The sequence below is a fragment of the Pseudomonas juntendi genome, assembly GCF_009932375.1.
GTDB lineage: Bacteria > Pseudomonadota > Gammaproteobacteria > Pseudomonadales > Pseudomonadaceae > Aquipseudomonas > Aquipseudomonas juntendi.
In genome coordinates, this window is sequence record NZ_BLJG01000122.1 from 1 (window position 1) to 19468 (window position 19468).

The 19468-nt window shown below is 64.6% G+C and carries 16 protein-coding genes; 10 read left to right on the forward strand and 6 right to left on the reverse strand.

What is annotated here, in order from left to right:
* Positions 1 to 1034, forward strand: a 1034-nt coding sequence (locus GYA94_RS16935) for an MFS transporter (protein ID WP_161892748.1), incomplete at its 5' end; no start/stop codon positions are given.
* 81 nt (positions 1035 to 1115) lie between these two features.
* Here GYA94_RS16935 and GYA94_RS16940 read toward each other — a convergent pair.
* Positions 1116 to 2489 (reverse strand): 8-oxoguanine deaminase, encoded by a 1374-nt coding sequence (locus GYA94_RS16940; protein ID WP_029886070.1) that lies wholly within the window; start codon positions 2487 to 2489, stop codon positions 1116 to 1118.
* A gap of 194 nt (positions 2490 to 2683) precedes the next feature.
* Between GYA94_RS16940 and GYA94_RS16945 the strand changes: the two genes are divergently transcribed.
* A complete protein-coding gene (locus GYA94_RS16945) occupies positions 2684 to 3895 on the forward strand; it encodes an MFS transporter (protein ID WP_161892749.1) in 1212 nt (403 codons plus the stop codon).
* Here the strand turns inward: GYA94_RS16945 and GYA94_RS16950 are convergent.
* Together GYA94_RS16950 and GYA94_RS16955 are read right to left on the reverse strand one after the other, a co-directional pair.
* The gene (locus GYA94_RS16950; RefSeq protein WP_009685106.1) at positions 3865 to 4800 is read right to left on the reverse strand and encodes a LysR family transcriptional regulator; all 936 of its coding nucleotides are present in this window, start codon (positions 4798 to 4800) and stop codon (positions 3865 to 3867) included. The two genes, GYA94_RS16945 and GYA94_RS16950, sit on opposite strands and share 31 nt — an antisense overlap.
* A 69-nt stretch (positions 4801 to 4869) precedes the next feature.
* Complete coding sequence (locus tag GYA94_RS16955) at positions 4870 to 6255, reverse strand: APC family permease (protein ID WP_161892750.1); 1386 nt, start codon at positions 6253 to 6255, stop codon at positions 4870 to 4872.
* Between the two features lie 279 nt (positions 6256 to 6534).
* On the opposite strand from GYA94_RS16955, the gene GYA94_RS16960 reads away from it, so the two are divergent.
* From GYA94_RS16960 to GYA94_RS16970, 3 genes are read left to right on the forward strand one after another with little or no spacing between them, the layout of a single operon-like run.
* Positions 6535 to 7377 carry a helix-turn-helix transcriptional regulator gene (locus GYA94_RS16960; protein WP_054912317.1) on the forward strand — a complete coding sequence of 281 codons (843 nt, stop codon included), beginning with the start codon at positions 6535 to 6537 and terminating at the stop codon, positions 7375 to 7377.
* A 40-nt stretch (positions 7378 to 7417) separates the two neighbouring features.
* Positions 7418 to 8800, forward strand: coding sequence for an aspartate aminotransferase family protein (locus tag GYA94_RS16965; RefSeq protein WP_161892751.1), 1383 nt, complete (start codon positions 7418 to 7420; stop codon positions 8798 to 8800).
* Positions 8801 to 8835: 35 nt separating this feature from the next.
* Complete coding sequence (locus GYA94_RS16970; protein WP_161892752.1) at positions 8836 to 10329, forward strand: aldehyde dehydrogenase; 1494 nt, start codon at positions 8836 to 8838, stop codon at positions 10327 to 10329.
* Between the two features lie 38 nt (positions 10330 to 10367).
* On the opposite strand, the gene GYA94_RS16975 is transcribed toward GYA94_RS16970, so the two are convergent.
* The gene (locus GYA94_RS16975; protein ID WP_161892753.1) at positions 10368 to 12080 is read right to left on the reverse strand and encodes an FAD-dependent oxidoreductase; all 1713 of its coding nucleotides are present in this window, start codon (positions 12078 to 12080) and stop codon (positions 10368 to 10370) included.
* Positions 12081 to 12275: 195 nt separating this feature from the next.
* On the opposite strand from GYA94_RS16975, the gene GYA94_RS16980 reads away from it, so the two are divergent.
* The 3 genes from GYA94_RS16980 to GYA94_RS16990 all read left to right on the forward strand — a co-directional run bounded on the left by GYA94_RS16980 (position 12276) and on the right by GYA94_RS16990 (position 15081).
* Positions 12276 to 13052 carry an IclR family transcriptional regulator gene (locus tag GYA94_RS16980; RefSeq protein ID WP_029886062.1) on the forward strand — a complete coding sequence of 259 codons (777 nt, stop codon included), beginning with the start codon at positions 12276 to 12278 and terminating at the stop codon, positions 13050 to 13052.
* Between the two features lie 137 nt (positions 13053 to 13189).
* Positions 13190 to 14242, forward strand: a complete 1053-nt coding sequence (locus GYA94_RS16985) for a Gfo/Idh/MocA family protein (RefSeq protein ID WP_110679855.1) — start codon at positions 13190 to 13192, stop codon at positions 14240 to 14242.
* 23 nt (positions 14243 to 14265) lie between these two features.
* The gene (locus GYA94_RS16990; protein ID WP_110679854.1) at positions 14266 to 15081 is read left to right on the forward strand and encodes a sugar phosphate isomerase/epimerase family protein; all 816 of its coding nucleotides are present in this window, start codon (positions 14266 to 14268) and stop codon (positions 15079 to 15081) included.
* Positions 15082 to 15169: 88 nt separating this feature from the next.
* On the opposite strand, the gene GYA94_RS16995 is transcribed toward GYA94_RS16990, so the two are convergent.
* Entirely contained in the window at positions 15170 to 16459 is a 1290-nt protein-coding gene (locus GYA94_RS16995; protein WP_428842593.1) for an MFS transporter, read from the reverse strand.
* Between the two features lie 234 nt (positions 16460 to 16693).
* A complete protein-coding gene (locus GYA94_RS17000; RefSeq protein ID WP_110679852.1) occupies positions 16694 to 17107 on the reverse strand; it encodes a histone-like nucleoid-structuring protein, MvaT/MvaU family in 414 nt (137 codons plus the stop codon).
* Between the two features lie 397 nt (positions 17108 to 17504).
* Between GYA94_RS17000 and GYA94_RS17005 the strand changes: the two genes are divergently transcribed.
* Positions 17505 to 17933, forward strand: a complete 429-nt coding sequence (locus GYA94_RS17005; RefSeq protein WP_029885640.1) for a DUF2231 domain-containing protein — start codon at positions 17505 to 17507, stop codon at positions 17931 to 17933.
* The gene (locus GYA94_RS17010; protein ID WP_110679851.1) at positions 17930 to 19222 is read left to right on the forward strand and encodes a PQQ-dependent sugar dehydrogenase; all 1293 of its coding nucleotides are present in this window, start codon (positions 17930 to 17932) and stop codon (positions 19220 to 19222) included. The genes GYA94_RS17005 and GYA94_RS17010 overlap by 4 nt, the downstream gene beginning before the upstream one ends.
* The last annotated feature ends 246 nt before the right edge of the window (positions 19223 to 19468 follow it).

Genomic DNA, 19468 nt, shown 5'->3' on the forward strand with positions numbered 1-19468 from the left:
CAGACTCCGCGAAGAACCAGAAAAAAGACCTGGTGAAGCAGCTCGCGGTCATCACCTGGCCGGGCCTGGTGGCACCGGTACTGGGCCCGCCGCTCGGTGGCCTGATCGTCACGCACGGGTCGTGGCCGTGGATCTTCTACCTGAACATTCCCCTCGGTTTGCTGGCCCTTGCCGCCGCCTGGCTGTTGATACCCGACACCCGCTGCCAGGCGCCGCGCCGCTTCGACACGCTGGGCTTCGTCTGGTTGGGCTCGGCCTGTGCGGCCTGGCTGGTGGGCCTGGAGCTGCTCGGGTCACTGGCCGGCAACAGCCTGGGGGCAGGGCTGGCACTGGTAGTGCTTGGGGCTGTGCTGACCGGATTGGCCATCCGTCACGGTCGGCGCCACCCGGCCCCCCTGTTGCCCCTGCACACCCTGGCCATCCGTACCTTCAGGGTCAGCATCGTGGGCGGCACCCTGTTCCGCCTGTCGATCAGCGCGTTACCGTTTCTGATCCCTTTGCTGTTGCAGGTTGGCTTCGGCCTGCCACCGTTGGACGCCGGCCTCTTGGTGCTGGCGATCTTTGCCGGCAACCTGGCGATGAAGCCCTTCACCAGCGGGTTGTTGCGGCGCTTTGGTTTTCGCCGCGTGTTGCTGGGCAACGGCCTGGTCGGCGTGGCCTGCATCCTGGCCTGCCTGGGGCTGCAGCAGGGCATGGCGTGGTACTGGATGGCGCTGGTGCTGTTCATGGGCGGGCTGTCACGGTCGATGCAGTTCACCACCTACAACGCGGTGGGGTTTGCCGATGTGCCGCAGCAGCAGATGGCCGAGGCATCGACGCTGTTCAGCATGTGCTTCCAGCTGGCCATGGCCTTGGGGGTGGCGGTGGTGGCGCTGCTGTTGCGCGTGGCCATGCAACTGCGTGGCGGCGAGAGCGGGTTGACCGTTGCCGACTTCCACTGGGCGTTGCTTGGCCTTGCACTGATTGCCGGTGTGGCCCTGCTGGACGCCCTGCGTTTGCCGGCCAATGCCGGCGACCAGGTGTTGCGCAACTGAGGCAACGGGCTGCGTTGCAGCCCATCGCCGGCGAGCCCACAGCATGCGGGTGCAGCGCAAACGGCTGGCTTGCCGTCGCGTTCAGGCGCCGCTGACCAATTGCAGGGCCAGCTGGTTGTGGCGTTCCAGCACCCGCGGCAGGTCGACCGTGGCCAACTGGCCGTCCTTGACCACCACGCGGCCATTGATGACGCTGGTGTGAACCTGGGTCGGGGTGCAGAACACCAGCGCGGCCAACGGGTCGTGGTGGCCGCCGGCGTAAGCCACATGGCCCAGGTCGAACGCGACGAAGTCGGCGACCATGCCCGGTGCCAGGGCGCCGATGTCGTTGCGGTTGAGCACTTTGGCGCCGCCCAGGGTCGCGATTTCCAGCGCTTCACGGGCGGTCATGGCGTCGGGGCCGAAGCCAACCCGCTGCAGCAGCAGGGCCTGGCGCACTTCGCCGATCATGCTGGCGCCGTCGTTGGAGGCCGAACCGTCTACGCCCAGGCCGACCGCAACGCCGTGGTCACGCATCTTGCGCACCGGGGCAATGCCGGAGGCCAGGCGCATGTTCGAGCAAGGGCAATGGGCAACCCCGGTACCGGTACGGGCGAACAGCTCGATGCCATGCTGGTCGAGCTGTACGCAGTGGGCGTGCCAGACGTCGTGGCCGACCCAGCCGAGGTCTTCGGCATACTCGGCGGGCGTCATGCCGAATTTTTCACGGCTGTAGGCGATGTCGTTGACGTTCTCGGCGAGGTGGGTGTGCAGCGAAACGCCATACTGGCGCGCCAACACCGCAGCTTCGCGCATCAGGTCGCGGCTGACCGAGAACGGCGAGCAGGGCGCCACGACGATGCGGCGCATCGACCCGTGACTGGCATCGTGGTAGTCCTCGATCAGGCGCTGCGACTCCTTGAGAATGTCGGCTTCCTTCTCGACCACCGCATCTGGCGGCAGGCCGCCCTGGCTTTGCCCTACGCTCATGCTGCCGCGCGCGGCATGGAAGCGCATGCCGATCTCGCTGGCAGCATGAATGCTGTCGTCGAGCTTGCAGCCGTTGGGGTAGATGTACAGGTGGTCGCTGGAGGTGGTACAGCCGGACAGCAGCAGCTCGGCCATGGCGGTCTGGGTCGACACCGCGATCATTTCCGGGGTCAGCCGAGCCCAGATCGGGTACAGGTTGGTCAGCCAGTTGAACAGTTCACCGTCCTGAGCCGCCGGCACCACACGGGTCAGGCTCTGGTACATATGGTGGTGGGTGTTGACCAGGCCCGGGATGACCACCTTGCCGGCCATGTCCAGCACCACGTCGGCGTGCTGCGGCAGGCTATCGCTGGGGCCCACTTGCTTGATCAGGTTGTCTTCGATGTACAGGCCGCCGTTTTTGATTTCGCGGCGTTCGCTGTCCATGGTGACCAGCAGTTGGGCGTTCTTGACGAGGAGGGTTTTCTTGGTAGCGGTAAATGACATGGCTTAAGCCCGTCGCAATACGCCTGGGCGATTACCGAGGTCGTAGGCGAACGCGTATGTAATCAGGAATCGTGAAAGTTGTATACATCAGCGCTCGATTGATGAAATCGAGTCATCCGATTAGTGAAATAACACCAGAAATACGAATTAAGTTTACCAATAGACTGGTGACCTTATTTCTGGAGCCTGTCTTGATGTCCGCTTTCGAACCAAGCCCCGGGGTCGCCACCCCAAGCCGGCACGCTGCAATCAGCATTGCCATCCTGGCGTTTTCAGCCTTTTTGATCGTGACCACTGAATTTCTGATCGTTGGCTTGCTGCCCGCGCTTAGCCAGGACCTGGGTATTTCCATATCGCTGGCGGGGCAGTTGGTCACCCTGTTCGCATTCACCGTGATGCTGGCCGGCCCGCTATTGACGGCGGCGTTGGCGCACCTGGACCGCAAGCGCCTGTTCATCGGCATTTTGCTGGTCTTCGCCGCAGCCAATGCGCTGGCTGCTGCCTCCGGCAGTTTCTGGGTGCTGGCCGTCGCCAGGGTGATTCCGGCACTGGCGCTGCCGGTGTTCTGGGGCACCGCCAGTGAAACCGCCGGCCACCTGGCTGGGCGCGACAGGGCCGGGCAGGCCATTGCCAAGGTCTACCTGGGTATCTCGGCGGCGATGTTGCTGGGTATCCCGTTGGGGACCGTGGCAGCAACGGCGGTGGGGTGGCGCGGTGCATTCTGGATCCTGGCTGCGTTGTCGCTGCTGATGGCGCTGGCGATGTGGGTATGGATGCCGCACGTGGCGCGCACGGCGAAAGTCGACTTCATGCAGCAGGCGCGCATTTTCAAAGAGCGTTTTTTCCTGGCCAATGTGCTGCTGTCGGTGGTGGTGTTCACGGCCATGTTCACGGGCTACACCTACCTGGCCGACCTGCTGCAGCGGGTAGCGGGCGTGGCCCCGGCGCATACCGGCTGGTGGTTGATGGGCTTTGGCGCGGTCGGCTTGCTTGGCAACTGGATCGGCGGTCGGGCCGTGGACCGCTCACCGCTCAGGGCCAGCGCGCTGTTCCTGGTGCTGTTGGCCATTGGCATGGCGGCGCTGGTGCCGCTGGCCCAGGGGGCCGTGCTGTTCTGCCTGGCGCTGGCGCTGTGGGGCATTGCCAACACGGCACTGTACCCGGTGAGCCAGGTGCGGGTGATGAGTTCGGTCACCCATGCCCAAGCCCTGGCGGGTACCACCAATGTGTCGGCGGCCAACGCCGGTATCGGCCTGGGTGCCGTGCTGGGTGGCATGACCATCTCCCACCTGGGGGTCGGCTACGTGGGCTACGTGGCGGCTGGCATCGCCTTGCTGGCGCTGGCGTTGGTGCCCGTGGTGGGCCGGCTGGCGCCTCAGCCCGGTGCGCAGGCCCGGCTGCCGTGAGGCGCCAGGCGCGGTAGCAGGTAGTCGAGCAAGGCGCGAACCTTGGGTAGCCCTTCGCGGCTTTTCAGCCACACCAAGTTCATTGGCAAGCCGTCGGTGGCCAGCGCCGGCAATACTTCGACCAGGCGCCCCTGGTCGAGGTACTGCTGGGTCAGCCAGGTGGGTAGCTGGCCGATGCCATGGCCGGCCAGCACCGCTGCCACTTCGCCTTCGCCATCGCCCACGGCAATGCGCGGCTGCACGGTACGCCGCTCCATTTCGCCGGGGTGGCGGCCTTTGAAGTACCACGGGCTGACCAGGCCGTCGGTGTGGCCATAACCCACGCAGTGGTGGTGCTCCAGGTCGCGCTCGTGTTGCGGTACGCCATGCTTTTCCAGGTAGCCAGGCGCGGCACAGAACATCAGGCGCTGGGCACCGAAGTATTGGTGGCCCAGCGCCGCCGGCCAGGCATCCGGGCCACCGATGCGCACCACGATATCGATGCCCTCGTGCACCGGGTCGACGAAACGGTCGGAGAACGACACATGCGGCTGCAGCAACGGGTGCAGGCGGATGAAGTCGAGGATCAGCGGCAGCACATGCAGGCGACCGTAAGAGGCGGGCAGTTCAATCCGCACTTTGCCATGGGGTTGGTCATCGCTGGCCGCCAGGGTGTGCTCGACTTCTTCCAGGTCGGCCAGGACCGAGGTGCAGGTGCGATAGAACACCACGCCCGCTTCACTCAGCGACAGGCTGCGCGTGGTGCGGTTGAACAGCCGGGCGCCCAGGCGGGCCTCCAGCCGGGCCACGCTCTTGCTGATGGCCGAGCTGGTCAGGTTGAGCCGCTCGGCAGCTGCCGTGAAACTGCCCAAGTCAGCGACGGCGACGAAAACGTCAATGCCTTTGAGGCGTTCGGAAGAGTACATGGGTGGCATCTTTGATGAACTGGGTTCCCGGTTCGGGTGTGCCTATTGAAGCCTCGCACGTGGATTTCATCAATGAGTTTCGCCTGGCCTGGCCGGTAACGTGGCCCGAAACGCCCGGGTAAGCCCCAGCAGTACCAGCAGGCCCATGCCCATCCAGCACAGGCCAATGTTGAACGACAGGCTGGTCAGGCTACTCCACAGCCACAGCGTGCTGAGAAAACCCAGCCCCGGTATGGCGCCGTACAGCACCACATTACCGGCACCGCGCAGCTTGCGGTCGATGAGGTAGTGCTTGACCACCGCCAGGTTCACCGCCGAAAAGGCGAACAGTGCGCCGAAACTGATCATGTTGGCCACGGTGTCGAGGGTAATGACCAGGGCAATCAGCGACAGCAGGCTGACCATCAGGATGGCGGTGGCCGGTACGCGCTTTTTCGTTGCAAGCTGGCCAAACGCCCGCGGCAGCACGCCGTCACGGCCCATCGCGAACAGCACCCGTGACACGCTGGCTTGCGACACCATGGCCGAGGCGAAGCAGCCGGCCACGTAAGTGGCGGTGAATGCGCTGACCAGCAATTCGCCGCCTACCCGGCGCATGACGTCCACCGAGGCCGAGTCCGGGTCGGCAAAGCTGCCCCAGTCGGGGAAGACCAGTTGTGCGAAATACGACACCACCAGGAACAGCAAGCCGCCGATCAGGGACACGGCAAGGATCGCCAGCGGAATACGGTAGGTTGGGTTGCTGGTTTCCTCGGCCATGGTCGAGACCGCATCGAAGCCCAGGAATGACAGGCACAGTACGGCCGCGCCGGTCATCACCAACGGCACGCTGAAACCGTCGTGGTGGAACGGCGCCAGCAGCGAAACGGGTTCGGCCTGGCCGCTCAGCCTGAGCACGGCCAGGCCGACGAAAACCACGATGAACACCAGTTGCGTCACCACCAGGATCCAATTGACCCGGGTGATCGACTCGATGCCGATCAGGTTGAGGAAGGTGACCAGGGCGATGGACCCTGCCACCCACACCCAGGCATGAATGGCCGGGAAGTATTCCGACATGTAGATGCCGATCAGCAGGTAGCTCAGCAGTGGCAGGAAAATGTAGTCGAGCAGCAGGGTCCAGCCGGTGATGAAACCGATGTGGCTGCCAAAGGCCTTGCGGGTATAGGTGTAGACCGAGCCGGAGTAGGGGTGGGCCTGGACCATGCGGCCGTAGCTGTAGGCGGTGAGCAGCATGGCGGCGAGGGTCAGCAGGTAGGCAGTGGGCAGGTGCCCCTTGGTCATCTGGGTTACCAGCCCATAGGTGGTGAAGACCGCCAGCGGCACCATGTATGCCAGGCCGAACAGCACCAGGGAGGTCATGCTCATGGACTGGCGCAAACGCCCGCTGCTGGCGGCAGGTTGCGCGGTGGCGGGCGGGGTGGTGGGGTGAGCTGTACTTGTTGTTGTATGCATTGCTAACTCCTGGAAAGGGATGCAGGCCACCGCGGCAGGCGAGCAGGCTCGTTACCGGGGGTGTCGTGCAAGGAGGTCGAGCGCAAGGCTCGCAGCGCTGGGGCGGGTTGATGCTCCCACACCCCGCCAGCACCCGGAATCACCCTTTGGGGTGAGCCCAGGCAGCGGCCAGCCGGCTCACCCCAAAGGGTGATTCCGCAGGTTCCCCTGCCATGGGAGTATCTGCCCAACCACGCACCGCACTGGCGGCGGTGCCTTACTCCATATGGCAGGCCGACTGTGACTATCCAATTGCTTTCAGAACAGTGGTTCGAGCACCAGGCCAAGGTCACCGAGGCAATCGGCCGGCCTGGCTTTGCCGCCAACCTGTTTGCAGCACTGGGCGTGATCCGGCCGATCCAGGCCACCACGGTGTACCTGTACCCGCACCACGGCATGCCCTGCGCGCTGTTCGAGCAGGACGACAAGGCGCCCTGGCAGCCCGAGGGCAACGTCAGCCGCTACCTGTCGGGTTTCTACCTGCTCGACCCGTTCTACGGTGCTTGCGTGGAGCAGCTGGGGTCTGGCTGCTACGGCCTGTTCGAGGTGGCACCCGACCATTTTGAGGTCAGCGAGTACTACCAGTCGTTCTACCGCCACTCGCACCTGGCAGACGAACTCAACTACATCCTGCAGCTGGCCCCCGGCCAGAGCCTGGCCGTGTCGCTGGCCTTCACCGACAAGCTCGACCCGCAAACCCGGGCGCTGTTCGGGCACATCACGCCCTGGGTGCTGGCGCTACTCGGCAAGCATTTCGCCGGCGTCGACAGCCGTGCCGGGCGCTTCGAGAACATCCTTGAGCAGCGTATTCACGCTGCGCTGAACAACTTCGGCAGCTCGTTGCTGACCGAGCGCGAATGCCGCATTGCCCAGCTGATCTTGCGCGGCCATTCGACCAAGTCGCTGGCCGAGCGCCTGGGCGTGTCGGAAGACACCATCAAGTCGCACCGCAAGAACGTCTACGCCAAGCTCGATATCGGCACCCAGTCCGAGCTGTTTTCCCTGTTCATCGACGCGCTGGCCAATGCCCAGGGCGTGCTGGGCAAGGACCCGCTGGAAAGCTATATGGGCAAGCGGCGCTGAGCGCCGCTGCCGTGCACCCCACCGCAAAGGAAAACCAACAATGAATGCGCCTTTCGCCCCGCAACGCCAGACCCGTGACTACCAGGCAGCCGACGCCGCGCACCACATCCATGCCTTCCTCGACCAGAAGGCGCTGAACGCCGAAGGCCCGCGGGTGATCGTAGGTGGCGAGCGCCTGCACCTGTGGGACAGCGAGGGCAAGCGTTACCTGGATGGCATGTCCGGGCTGTGGTGCACCCAGCTCGGTTACGGCCGCCGCGACCTGACCGCCGCTGCCGCCAGGCAGATGGACCAGCTGGCGTACTACAACATGTTCTTCCACACCACCCACCCGGCGGTGATCGAGCTTTCGGAGCTGCTGTTCAGTCTGCTGCCCGGGCACTACAGCCACGCGATCTACACCAACTCCGGCTCCGAGGCCAACGAGGTGCTGATCCGCACCGTGCGCCGCTATTGGCAGGTGGTCGGCCAGCCAAGCAAGACGATCATGATCGGCCGCTGGAATGGCTACCACGGCTCGACCCTGGCGGCCACGGCGCTGGGTGGCATGAAGTTCATGCACGAAATGGGCGGGCTGATCCCGGATGTGGCGCACATCGACGAGCCCTATTGGTACGCCGAAGGCGGTGAGCTGAGCCCGGCCGAGTTCGGCCGCCGCTGTGCTTTGCAGCTGGAAGAAAAAATCCTGGAGCTGGGCGCCGAAAACGTTGCCGGCTTCATTGCCGAGCCGTTCCAGGGCGCAGGCGGCATGATCTTCCCGCCGGAAAGCTACTGGCCGGAAATCCAGCGCATCTGCCGCCAGTACGATGTGCTGCTGTGTGCCGACGAGGTGATTGGTGGCTTTGGTCGTACCGGCGAATGGTTTGCCCACGAATACTTCGGCTTCCAGCCCGATACCCTGTCCATAGCCAAGGGCCTGACCAGCGGCTACGTGCCCATGGGCGGGCTGGTGCTGAGCAAGCGCATAGCCGAAGCCCTGGTGGAGCGGGGCGGGGTGTTCGCCCACGGCCTGACCTATTCCGGCCACCCGGTGGCAGCGGCGGTGGCCATCGCCAACCTGAAAGCCCTGCGTGACGAAGGCATCGTGCGCCAGGTGAAGGACGACACCGGCCCCTACCTGCAGCGCATCCTGCGTGAGGTGTTTGCCGACCACCCGCTGATTGGCCAGGTGCAGGGCGCAGGCCTGGTGGCGGCGCTGCAACTGGCAGAGCACAAGCCTACCCGCAAGCGCTTTGCCAATGAAAACGACCTGGCCTGGCAGTGCCGGACCTTCGGCTTCGAGGAGGGGGTGATCATTCGCTCCACCCTGGGGCGGATGATCATGGCGCCGGCCTTGATCGTCAACCACAGCGAGCTGGATGAGCTGGTGGAGAAAACCCGCATCGCCGTTGACCGCACGGCGCGCCTGGTTGGCAAGCTCTGACAGTCCGTCAGCACAACCGCTTGAAAGGAGTACAAATGTACACCCTCGAATTCTGGCAGCAACGCGCTGCGGACCTGTACCTGCCGGCCAGCGCCCTGATCGCTGGCAAAGCCGTGAAGGCCCAAAGTGGCGCGACCTTTGCCGCCATCAATCCCGCCACCAATCAGGTGCTGGCGCAGGTCGCCGCCTGCGCACAGGCCGACGTCGACCTGGCCGTGGCCAGCGCACGGCAGGCCTTCGAGCACGGCCCGTGGGCGCGCATGGCGCCCGGGCAGCGCAAGCAAGTGCTGCAGCGCCTGGCCGAACTGATCATGGCCCACCGCGAAGAGCTGGCATTGCTGGACTCGCTGAACATGGGCAAACCGGTCATGGACGCCTACAACATCGATGTGCCCGGGTCGGCGCAGGTATTTGCCTGGTACGCCGAGGCGCTGGACAAGCGCTACGACCAAGTGGCGCCGACCGCCACCAATGCATTGGCCACCATCACCCGTGAGGCCCTGGGCGTGGTGGCGGCGGTGGTGCCGTGGAACTTCCCGCTGGACATGGCCGCCTGGAAGCTGGCCCCGGCCTTGGCCGCGGGCAACAGCGTGGTGCTCAAGCCGGCCGAACAGTCGCCGTTCTCGGCCTTGCGCCTGGCCGAACTGGCCCTGCAAGCCGGTTTGCCCGAAGGCGTGCTGAACGTGGTGCCGGGCCTGGGCGAGCAGGCCGGGCAGGCCCTGGGCCTGCACCCAGACGTGGATTGCCTGGTGTTCACAGGCTCCACCCAGGTGGGCAAGTACTTCATGCAATACGCGGCGCAGTCCAACCTCAAGCAGGTATGGCTGGAGTGCGGGGGCAAGAGCCCGAACCTGGTGTTCGAGCACTGCCAGGACCTGGACCTGGCTGCGGAAAAGGCGGCCTTTGGTATTTTCTTCAATCAGGGTGAGGTCTGCTCCGCCAACTCGCGGCTGTATGTGCAGCGTTCCATCCACGATGAGTTCATCGAGCGCCTGCAGGCCAAGGCCCGGCAATGGCAGCCTGGCAACCCGCTGGACCCGGCCAGCCGCGCCGGGGCGATTGTCGATGCCGGCCAGGCAGCGCGTATCCAGGCCGCCATCGACCGCGCGCGGCAAGAGGGCGCGCGGCTGGTGTGTGGCGGTCGGCGGTTGCATATTGGCGGTTCGGACAACTACATCGAGCCGACCATCTTCGCCCAGGTCGATGCCAGCATGAGCCTGGCGCAGGAAGAAGTGTTCGGGCCGGTACTGGCAGTGAGTGCCTTCGACAGTGAAGAGGAGGCGGTGCGCCTGGCCAATGACAGCATCTATGGCCTGGCGGCTTCGGTGTGGAGCGACGACTTCAACCAGGTGCACCGCGTGGCACGGGCGCTGAAAGTCGGTACCGTGTCGGTGAACACTGTCGATGCACTGGATGTCACGGTGCCATTCGGTGGCGGCAAACAGTCGGGGTTTGGCCGCGACCTGTCGCTGCATGCGTTCGACAAGTACACGCAGCTCAAGACCACCTGGTACCAGCTGCGCGGCTGAATCCGGGCCGGCGGCAAGCACGACCTGCCGCCGGCCGCTCACTCATACGCCTGCACCCCGGCAATATGCCGCCCGGCCACGTAGCCGAAGGTCAACGCGGGCCCCAGGTTGATGCCGCCAGACGGGTACCAGCCACCGAACACACTGGCCATGTCGGTACCTGCCGCGTACAGCCCGGTGATCGGCTGGCCGCTGGCATCCAGTACCCGTGCCTGGCCATCGGTGCGCAACCCGGCAAAGGTGCCAAAGCATCCCGGCTTCACCTTCACCGCGTAGAACGGGCCCTCTTCGATCGGCGCCACACACGGGTTGGGGCCTGGGTGTTGCGGGTCGCCCTGCTTGCGGTTGAATGCGGTGGAGCCGCGGCCGAAGGCCGGGTCCTGGCCGTGGCGTGCAGGGCTGTTGAAGGCCTCGACGGTGGCGCGCAACCCGGCCGCATCGATGCCACAGGCAACCGCCAACGCTTCGAGTGTGGCGCCACGTTTCAGGTAGCCACTGCGCACATGCGGCCAAACCGGCAGTGGCGCCGGGCGGGCATGGCCCAGGCCATAACGGCGCAGGAAACGGTGGTCACACACCAGCCACGAACACACCTCCTGGTCCGCTGGCACTGCCGCGACCATGGCTGCCACATAGTCATAGTAACCGTGCGCTTCATTGACGAAACGCTTGCCGTTGGCCAGCACCCCGATGATGCCCGGTTTGCCCCGTTCGATGATGTGCGGGAAATGGCCGACAGTGCCATCGCCATGCGGCACCTGCGAAACCGGCGCCCAGGCCACCGGTGACTGCAGGTCGGTGGCCACAACGCCACCTGCTGCCTCGCCCAGGCGCAGGCCATCGCCAGAGCAGCCCTTTGGCGGCAGGGCCAGGGTGTCGTGGCCGCTGGCGTCGCGGGGGAACAGCTGCCGGCGCCGGGCAGCGTCGTGAGGGAAGCCGCCCGCTGCCAGTACCACTGCCTTGGCGCGGATACGCTGCTCGCCTTGCGGGGTCGTCACCAGCGCGCCGCACACCTGGCCCGCTTCGACCAGCAAATGCTTAGCCGGCGCCGACACCTGCAGCTGCACGCCCAGGTCCTGCGCCGACTTGGCCAGCCGCGCCACCAGTGCCACGCCGTTGACCAGGTGCATGGCCCGGCCATGGCGGGCCAGGTGGTACAGGTGCCGGCCGAAGCGCTTGCACACGTGCAGCAAGGCCTTGGGCGAACGGGTCATGTTGAGGAACGCGGCAAGGTCGGCGCCGGCCATGATCGGCATGCCCATGAACGAGGTTTCGCGCAGGGTCTGGCGCAGGCGTGGCAGCAGTGCACCCACCTCGCGGGCATCGTACGGTGCGGCAATCACCTGATGCCCACCTTCGGCGGCGCCAGGGGTGTGGCCGTGCATGTCCGGTATCGCATTGCCGTCGGCAAACTGCAGCGCCGTATGCTTCTCGAAAAACGCCACCATGTGCGGGCAGGCTTCAAGGAAAGCGTCCACCCGTTCGGCATCGTAATGGGCACCCAGCTCATTGCGCAGGTAGGTCCGTGGCTGCTCGATGTCTTCATCGATGCCGGCGCGGCGCGCCAACGGGTTGCGCGGGACCCAGGCCCAGCCACCGGACCAGGCCGTGGCGCCGCCCAGCACTGGCTCCTTTTCTACCAGAATCACCTTTTGCCCATGCCAGGCAGCTGTTACAGCGGCGGCCAGCCCGGCGGCGCCTGAACCTATCACCAGTACATCGCATTCGGTTTCGAAGGGGGCAGGGGGCATCGCACTAATCCTGTATTGTTATTGGAACGTGGTTCCATATTCTCATTTGGCCCGCCTGAATCCGCAAGGTCACGGCTGGCCGCCCGCGCAACGAGCGGGCGATAATCGAACACTTGGCAGGGCATTGCATGTGTACGCTACCGGGAATGTGGAATCATCTTCTAGAATTCGCAAAACGTAGCAAGGACCTGTGTCATGGCTGGTAGTCAGATCGAACGCGCCTTCAATCTTGTTGAGAGCCTTGCCGGTGAGCCCCAGGGCCTGGCATTGCAAACCCTGGCCGAGCGCCTGGATATCCCTAAAAGCGCCGCGCACCGCATGCTGGCCGAGCTGATGCGGCTGGGCTACGTACGGCAGAACCGTGACAACAGCCGCTATCAGCTGTCGGCCAAGCTGGTCGCCCAAGGCTTCCGTTACCTGGCCAGCAGTGGTGCCGATGTCATTCAGCCGATTCTCGACCGCCTGGCCCAGGACAGCGGTGAGCTGGTGCGCCTTGGTGTCATCGATGGGGGGCGGCAGACCTGGATCGCCAAGTCCCAGGGCGCGCGCTCCGGGTTGCGTTACGACCCGGACATGGGGCGCGACGCGCCGCTGTTCTACACCGCTTCCGGGCACGCCTGGCTGGCCAGCCTGGACGATGAGCAGGCGCTGCAGATGGTGCTGCGCCAAGGCATCGCCGACCCGGGCCAGTTCGGCCCGAATGCGCCGCGCACCACCGACGAGTTGCTCGCCTACCTGCGCCGCGCCCGCGAGCGGGGTTATGCCTGGGTCGAGCAAACCTCGGCGGTGGGCACCTCGGCGCTGGCTGCGGTGGTACGGCGCCCGCAAAGCGGCGAGGTGATTGGCGTGCTGAGCATTGCCGGGCCCAGTGCACGCCTGGCGCAAAGCCGTTTGGCCGAGCTGGCCCCTCTATTGCTAGCGGCCACCGAGGAACTGTCTGCCGCCAGCCACGCCAGCGAACTGTTTGCGTGAGGGATATTCCGGTCGATTACCGCACAGTCTGTTCAGCAGGCTCTTCTGAAAAGTTGAACCTGGTTCTAAATTGTCCAGTGTGAATTTTGGAACGCAGTTTCATATTCGCACTACAACAATGACAAGAGGACAGGCTGTTGAACGCACCCCTTCGTATCGCCCTGGTCGGCGCTGGCATCATGGGCCGCCAGCATTACCAGCACTTGCGCAATGTACCCCAGGCCCGGTTGTGCGCGGTGGCCGACCCCGGCCCGCAGGCCGAAGCCTTCGCCGTCGACTGTGGCGTGCCGTACTTTGCCGACCATCGGCAGATGCTGCAACGGGTGCAGCCCGAGGCGGTGATCATCGCCAACCCGAACAACCAGCACGTGGCCACTGCGCTGGATTGCGTCGAAGCCGGCGTGCCGGTACTGGTGGAGAAACCGGTGGGCGTGCAACTGCAGGAGGTGCGGGCGCTGGTCGAGGCGTCACGGCGGTGCAAGGTACCGGTATTGGTCGGCCACCATCGTCGGCACAATCCATTGATCGCCAAGGCGCACCAGGTGATCAGCGAAGGCAAGCTGGGCCGGCTGATCAATGTCACCGCACTGTGGCAGTTGCAAAAGCCCGACAGCTACTTCGACACCGCCTGGCGCCGCGAGCCGGGGGCGGGTTTTTTGCTGACCAACCTGATCCATGACCTCGACCTGCTGCGCTACTTGTGCGGCGAGGTGGTACAGGTGCAGGCCTTCACCCGCAACGACGTGCGGGGGTTCGCCAACGAAGACAGTGCCGCCGTGCTGTTGCAGTTCGCCAATGGCGCCTTGGGTAGCCTGACCGGCTCGGACGCCGTAGCGGCGCCCTGGAGCTGGGAGCTCGACTCGGGTGAAAGCCCGGTCTACCCGCGCCAGGATGGCCAGCCTTGTTATCTGCTGGCCGGCACCCAGGGCTCGCTGAGCATTCCTCAGCTCAAGCACTGGCACTACGCCGAGCCGGGTTCGGGGTGGCACACACCGTTGTTGCAGCACCAGCACAGCATACCCGCCGGTGAAGCATTGACCCTGCAGTTGCAGCACTTCGTGCGGGTCGCCCGCGGTGAACAGCCGCCTTTGGTCGATGCCGCCGACGCTGGCCGCACCCTGGCACTGATCGAAGCGATCCGCCAGGCTGCCGCCAGCGGCCGCGCCTGTGCTCCCGAGCACATTGCCTGATACCCTCTTTCTGGTGACGACGAATGACTGATCGAATTTTTTCCCTCGCGGCCCTGACGGTACTCGAACTGTCCCCGCCAGACATGGTCGAGGCTGCTGCCCGCGCTGGCTACAGCCATGTCGGCCTGCGCCTGGTGCCGGCCACCGAGCAGGAACAGCACTACCCGCTGGTGGCCAATGCCGATCTGCGCAGGCAAACCCAGGCACGCCTGCGCGATACCGGCATCAAGGTGCTGGACCTGGAGATCCTGCGCCTTAAGCCGGACACCTGCGTGGCGGATTTCGAAGCCATCCTGGCGGTGGGTGCCGAGCTGGGGGGCACCGAACTGCTGGTGGCAGGCAACGACCCGGACGAAGCACGGCTCACCGAGCGCTTTGCCGCGTTGTGCGAACTGGCGGCGGGCCATGGCATCCACCCGCACCTGGAGTTCATGCCCTGGACCGACGTACGCGATTTGCGCCAGGCCATGCGCGTGGTAGCGAACGCCGATCAGGCCAATGGTTGCGTGCTGGTGGACGCGTTCCATTTCAACCGCTCCGGCTCTGCGCTGAGCGACCTGGCGCAGTTGGCACCGCAACGCATGCGCTATGCCCAATTGTGCGACGTGGCGGGGCCAGTGCCGGCCGACATGGACGAAATCCTGCGCCAGGCGCGTAACGAACGGCGCTTCCCGGGTGATGGCGATGCCGATCTGGTCGGGCTGCTGCGCGCGCTACCGGCCACCCTCCCGCTGAGCCTGGAAATCCCTACCCGGCAGTTGCTGGAACAAGGGATCAGCGGCGAACAGCGTGCGCGCATGGCGCTGGCCCACGCCAGGGCGGTATTGGCCAAGGTCTGACAGTGGCCAGTGCGGCGCGGCGCCTTCGTTGACCGGTGGCGCAAAAAAAGGGCCCGCAAGGGCCCCGTAGAGGTAACTGAGCAGCGCCTCAGGCGCTTTCGACCTGGCGCGGCGCCATGAAGTACATCCATAGCAGCGCCAGGAAGTACATGGCCGGGATCATGGTGAACAGCACGGCATAGTTATTGTGGGTAGCCGTCAGCACGCTGCCGACGATCTGCGTCATGAACATCCCGCCAATGGCTGCGCACATGCTGCCGAAGCCGAACACGGTACTCACCAGGTGCTTGGGCGTGTAGTCCATCACCAGGCTCCAGATGTTCGCCGTCCAGGCCTGGTGCGCCCCCACCGCCAGCGAAATGGCCGCCACCGCGACCCAGAGGCCGCTGGCGTTGGCCGCCAACACCACGCTGACCATGGTGCAGGCGAAGACCAGCATGGACAGCAACCGCGCCGTCGTGGCGCGCACGCCGCGGCCGATCAACCATGACGACAGAATGCCACCGCCGATGCTGCCAAAATCGGCCGTCAGCCAGATGATGATCAGTGGGATCCCCATCTGGGTCACATTGATGCCCAGGCTGTACTGTTGGTTGAGGAAGGGCGGCAACCAGTACAGGTAGAACCAGAACACCGGTGCGGTGATCGCATAGGCCACCGCGAACGCCCAGGTCCCGCGCAGGCGCAGAATGCGGCTGAACGGCACCCGGGTCGGCTCGGGCTCGACAGCTTGCTGGATGTACTGCACCTCGCTCTGCCGCACTGTCGGGTGGTCTTCAGGGTTGTAGTACTTGAGCAGCCACAGCACTACCCACACCAGGCCCAGGCAGCCCATGGCGATGAATGCGGCCTGCCAGCCCCACACGGCCAGAATCAGCGGCAGCAGCGCTGGGGTTACCATGGCGCCGACATTGGTACCGGCATTGAACAAACCGGTGGCGATGGCCCGCTCACCGGCCGGAAACCACAGGCGCACGGTTTTCACGCAAGCCGGGTAGTTGGCGGCTTCGGTCAGGCCAAGGATAAAGCGGCAAACCATGAAACCGGCAGCCGAGGTGGCCAGGCCATGGGCGCCGGTGGCCAGGCTCCAGAGCAGCACGGCGAAGAAAAAGGCCCGTTTGACGCCGACCTTGTCGATCAGCCGGCCTTGCAACAGAAAGCCGATGGCGTAACCGACCTGGAACCAGAAGTTGATGTTGGCGTAGTCCATCGCCGTCCAGCTCATTTCCTTGGCCAAGACAGGCTGCATGATGCCAAGGGCGGCGCGGTCGATGTAGTTGAGGGTGGTGGCGAAGAACACCAGGGCCAGCATGCCCCAGCGGGTCTTGCCAACGCCGAAGGCGGCGCGAAGCTTGTCGCCGATCGAACCCTGGGGCATCCGGGGCGCGGCGGGGTGAGTCTTGGAGTTGTTCATGACGGCTCGTTTCTTGAAATTGTATTCAACTGCGGTGCTGCGGGTGCGTGACCATTTCCCAGGCAAGGGTGCACGCAAGGCCGGTGCATGGTGAGCAGTGCGGGCGGCAGCGTCAATTCAAGAGGCGGGCTAATGTTCGGTTACCGAACGCTTGCGAGTGCTGGCGAGGCGTCAGGGGGAGCGCTGAGCCGGCGCTGGTTATTCGCGCAGGCTGCGTGGTAGCAGGGCACCTGGTATCACCCAGCTTTCCACTTCGGCGCGGCTGTACTGTCTGATCCACTGGCGCAAGGTCTTGTGCAAGGTGCTCTTGGCTTCGACAACTTCACCGGTATAGGGGTTTTGATAAAACTTGCTGAGCCGCGCCCGGAAACCGGTCGGTGAAACCAGTGCGTGGGGTTGCCGGGTGAAGAGGTCGAACGTGTGGCGCTGCTCAGGTGCCATGATGCTCAGCACCTGCCTTAAGCCGAATTGATATTCGGCCAGCAGGTCGTGCAGTTTGCTTTCGAATTCCAGCTCGCGGCGAAGCTGGGGGTCAACCTTTATGAACTGAAGTTCGTCTTTCTTGTTGGCGAGTAGCCATTCGAGGGCGCGGAACTGGGCAAGATGAGACATGGGGCTTCCTCCAGTGCGTGATGGCTCCAGTGTTAGCGCGCCGGTCAGAGCAACGCAAGTGGGGAAATAATTTGAGATTTTTGCAGGGCATTCTTCGTTGTTGGGTTGTACGAAAGTTCAGTTCTAAGTTGGGTTGTCAGTAACTTCCTACAGCGGTTGCCTTCAATAACTTCAATCAATGAATGCCTGGGGTTTTGCCTGTCAGGGCATCTGCTGAGGCGCTGCTGGTTGCTTGAGCCCAATGGTGTGCACGCTGGGGGGATCGGTTCTTACAAGATGTTTCATTGCAGCGAAGCGGTGAACTATCGGCGCTGCGCAGGGCTCCTTTGCTAGGCGCACCCTGCGCACGGCTGATGGCCCCCCGTCAGCCTGGGTCACCGAATGAAAAGGAGGCACCGTGACCACATCCGACCACACCCTATACCGGCGCACCCCCAGCCCGCTGCACGCCCTGCTGTTGGCCGGCAGTGTGCCGTTGTTCCTGGGCGCGCTGCTGAGCGATATCGCCTACTACAACAGCTACCAGATCCAGTGGAGCAACTTCGCCGCCTGGCTGATCGCCGGGGCTTTGCTGTTCTGCGGGCTGGCGCTGCTGTTTGCCTTGGCCAACCTGATCCGCGCCGAGCGCAAAGGCGGGCGCCCAACGCTGTATTTCGTTCTGCTGCTGGTGACCTGGGTGCTTGGCCTGATCAATGCCTTCGAGCATGCCAAGGACGCCTGGGCGGTGATGCCGGCAGGGCTGGTGCTGTCGGTGGTGGTGAGCGTACTGGCGTTGGCCGCAGCCTGGACCGGCCTGAGCAACCTGCGTTCTGGAGGTGAAGCATGAAGCCCTTGCACGCGTTGAGTGTATTGAGTGTGGCGCTGCTGTTGAGTGCCTGTGGTGGCGATGGCGAGCCTACCCAGGCCCATGGCCCGGACCCGCGCTTGCCCGAGCCACAACGTGGCTTGTTGCCGAGCATGAAGATCGCTCAGCCGGTGGCCTGGGGTGAGCAGAAACCGACCGTTCCCGAAGGCTACAGTGTCACGGCCATTGCCACCGACCTGAAGATCCCGCGCCAGAGCCTGGTATTGCCCAATGGCGACATCCTGGTGGCCGAAGGCAGGGGCGGCAGCGCGGCCAAGCTCAAGCCCAAGGATGTGATTGCCAGCCAGATCAAGGCCAAGGGCAACACCCAAGTCAAAGGCGGCAACCGCCTGACCTTGCTGCGCGATGCCGACGGCGACGGCAAGTACGAGGTGCAGACGGTATTCGCAGAAAACCTCAACGCGCCGTATGGCCTGGCTTTTGCCGACGGCAAGTTGTACGTGGCTAACCAGGACGCCCTGGTGCGCTTCAACTACACCGAAGGCCAGACCAAGGCCGACGGCCCGCCGACCAAGGTCACCGACCTGCCATCGCAGATCAACCACCACTGGACCAAGGCGCTGACGATCAGCCCCGATGGGCGCTACCTGTATGTGGGCATCGGCTCGAACAGCAATATCACCGAGCGCGGCCTGGAGGTGGAGATCGACCGCGCCATGGTCTGGCAGGTGGATGCCGAAACCGGCGCGCACCGGCCTTACGCCACAGGCCTGCGCAACCCCACCGCACTGACCATTGAGCCGAAGACCGGGCAGTTGTGGACAGTGGTCAACGAGCGCGATGAGTTGGGGCCTGATCTGGTGCCTGACTACCTCACCTCGGTGCGTGACGGCGGCTTCTACGGCTGGCCCTACAGCTACTGGGGGCAGAACGTCGATGAGCGGGTAAGGCCGCAAGCCCCGGACAAGGTCGCCGCGGCGATCAAACCCGACTACAGCCTGGGCTCGCACGTGGCGGCACTGGGGGTGGACTTCTCCATCCCGGCCATGGGGGAGGGTTTTGCCGACGGGGTATTCGTGGGTGAGCACGGCAGTTGGAACCGGCCGAACCCGGTGGGCTACAAGGTCATCTTCGTGCCGTTCAGCAATGGCAAACCGGCTGGGGAACCGATTGACTTCGCGACGGGTTTCCGGGGTGAGGACGGCAAGACCCGCGGTCGCCCGGTGGGGGTGACGGTGGACCCACGCGGTGCTTTGATCATTGCGGATGACCTGGCCAATACCGTATGGCGGGTTACGCGCAATCGGTGAAGGTGGCCGGCTTCGCGTGCGGCCACTCATCGCCGGCAAGCCAGCTCCCACAGGGATCGCCTTAGGGCTGACAGGTGTTTGCCACAAGGTATGGCAGCGCCTGTTAGAGCGAGCGCCGCCCGCGCGGCGCAATCGCGAGCTGCGCTCGCTCCTACGTTTGTTTCGGGCCAATTATTCCTGTGGGATTTGCGCGCGAACGCCTTGGTGCATGCCTCAATATCGCGCCGTACAAACAAGGCGGCCGCG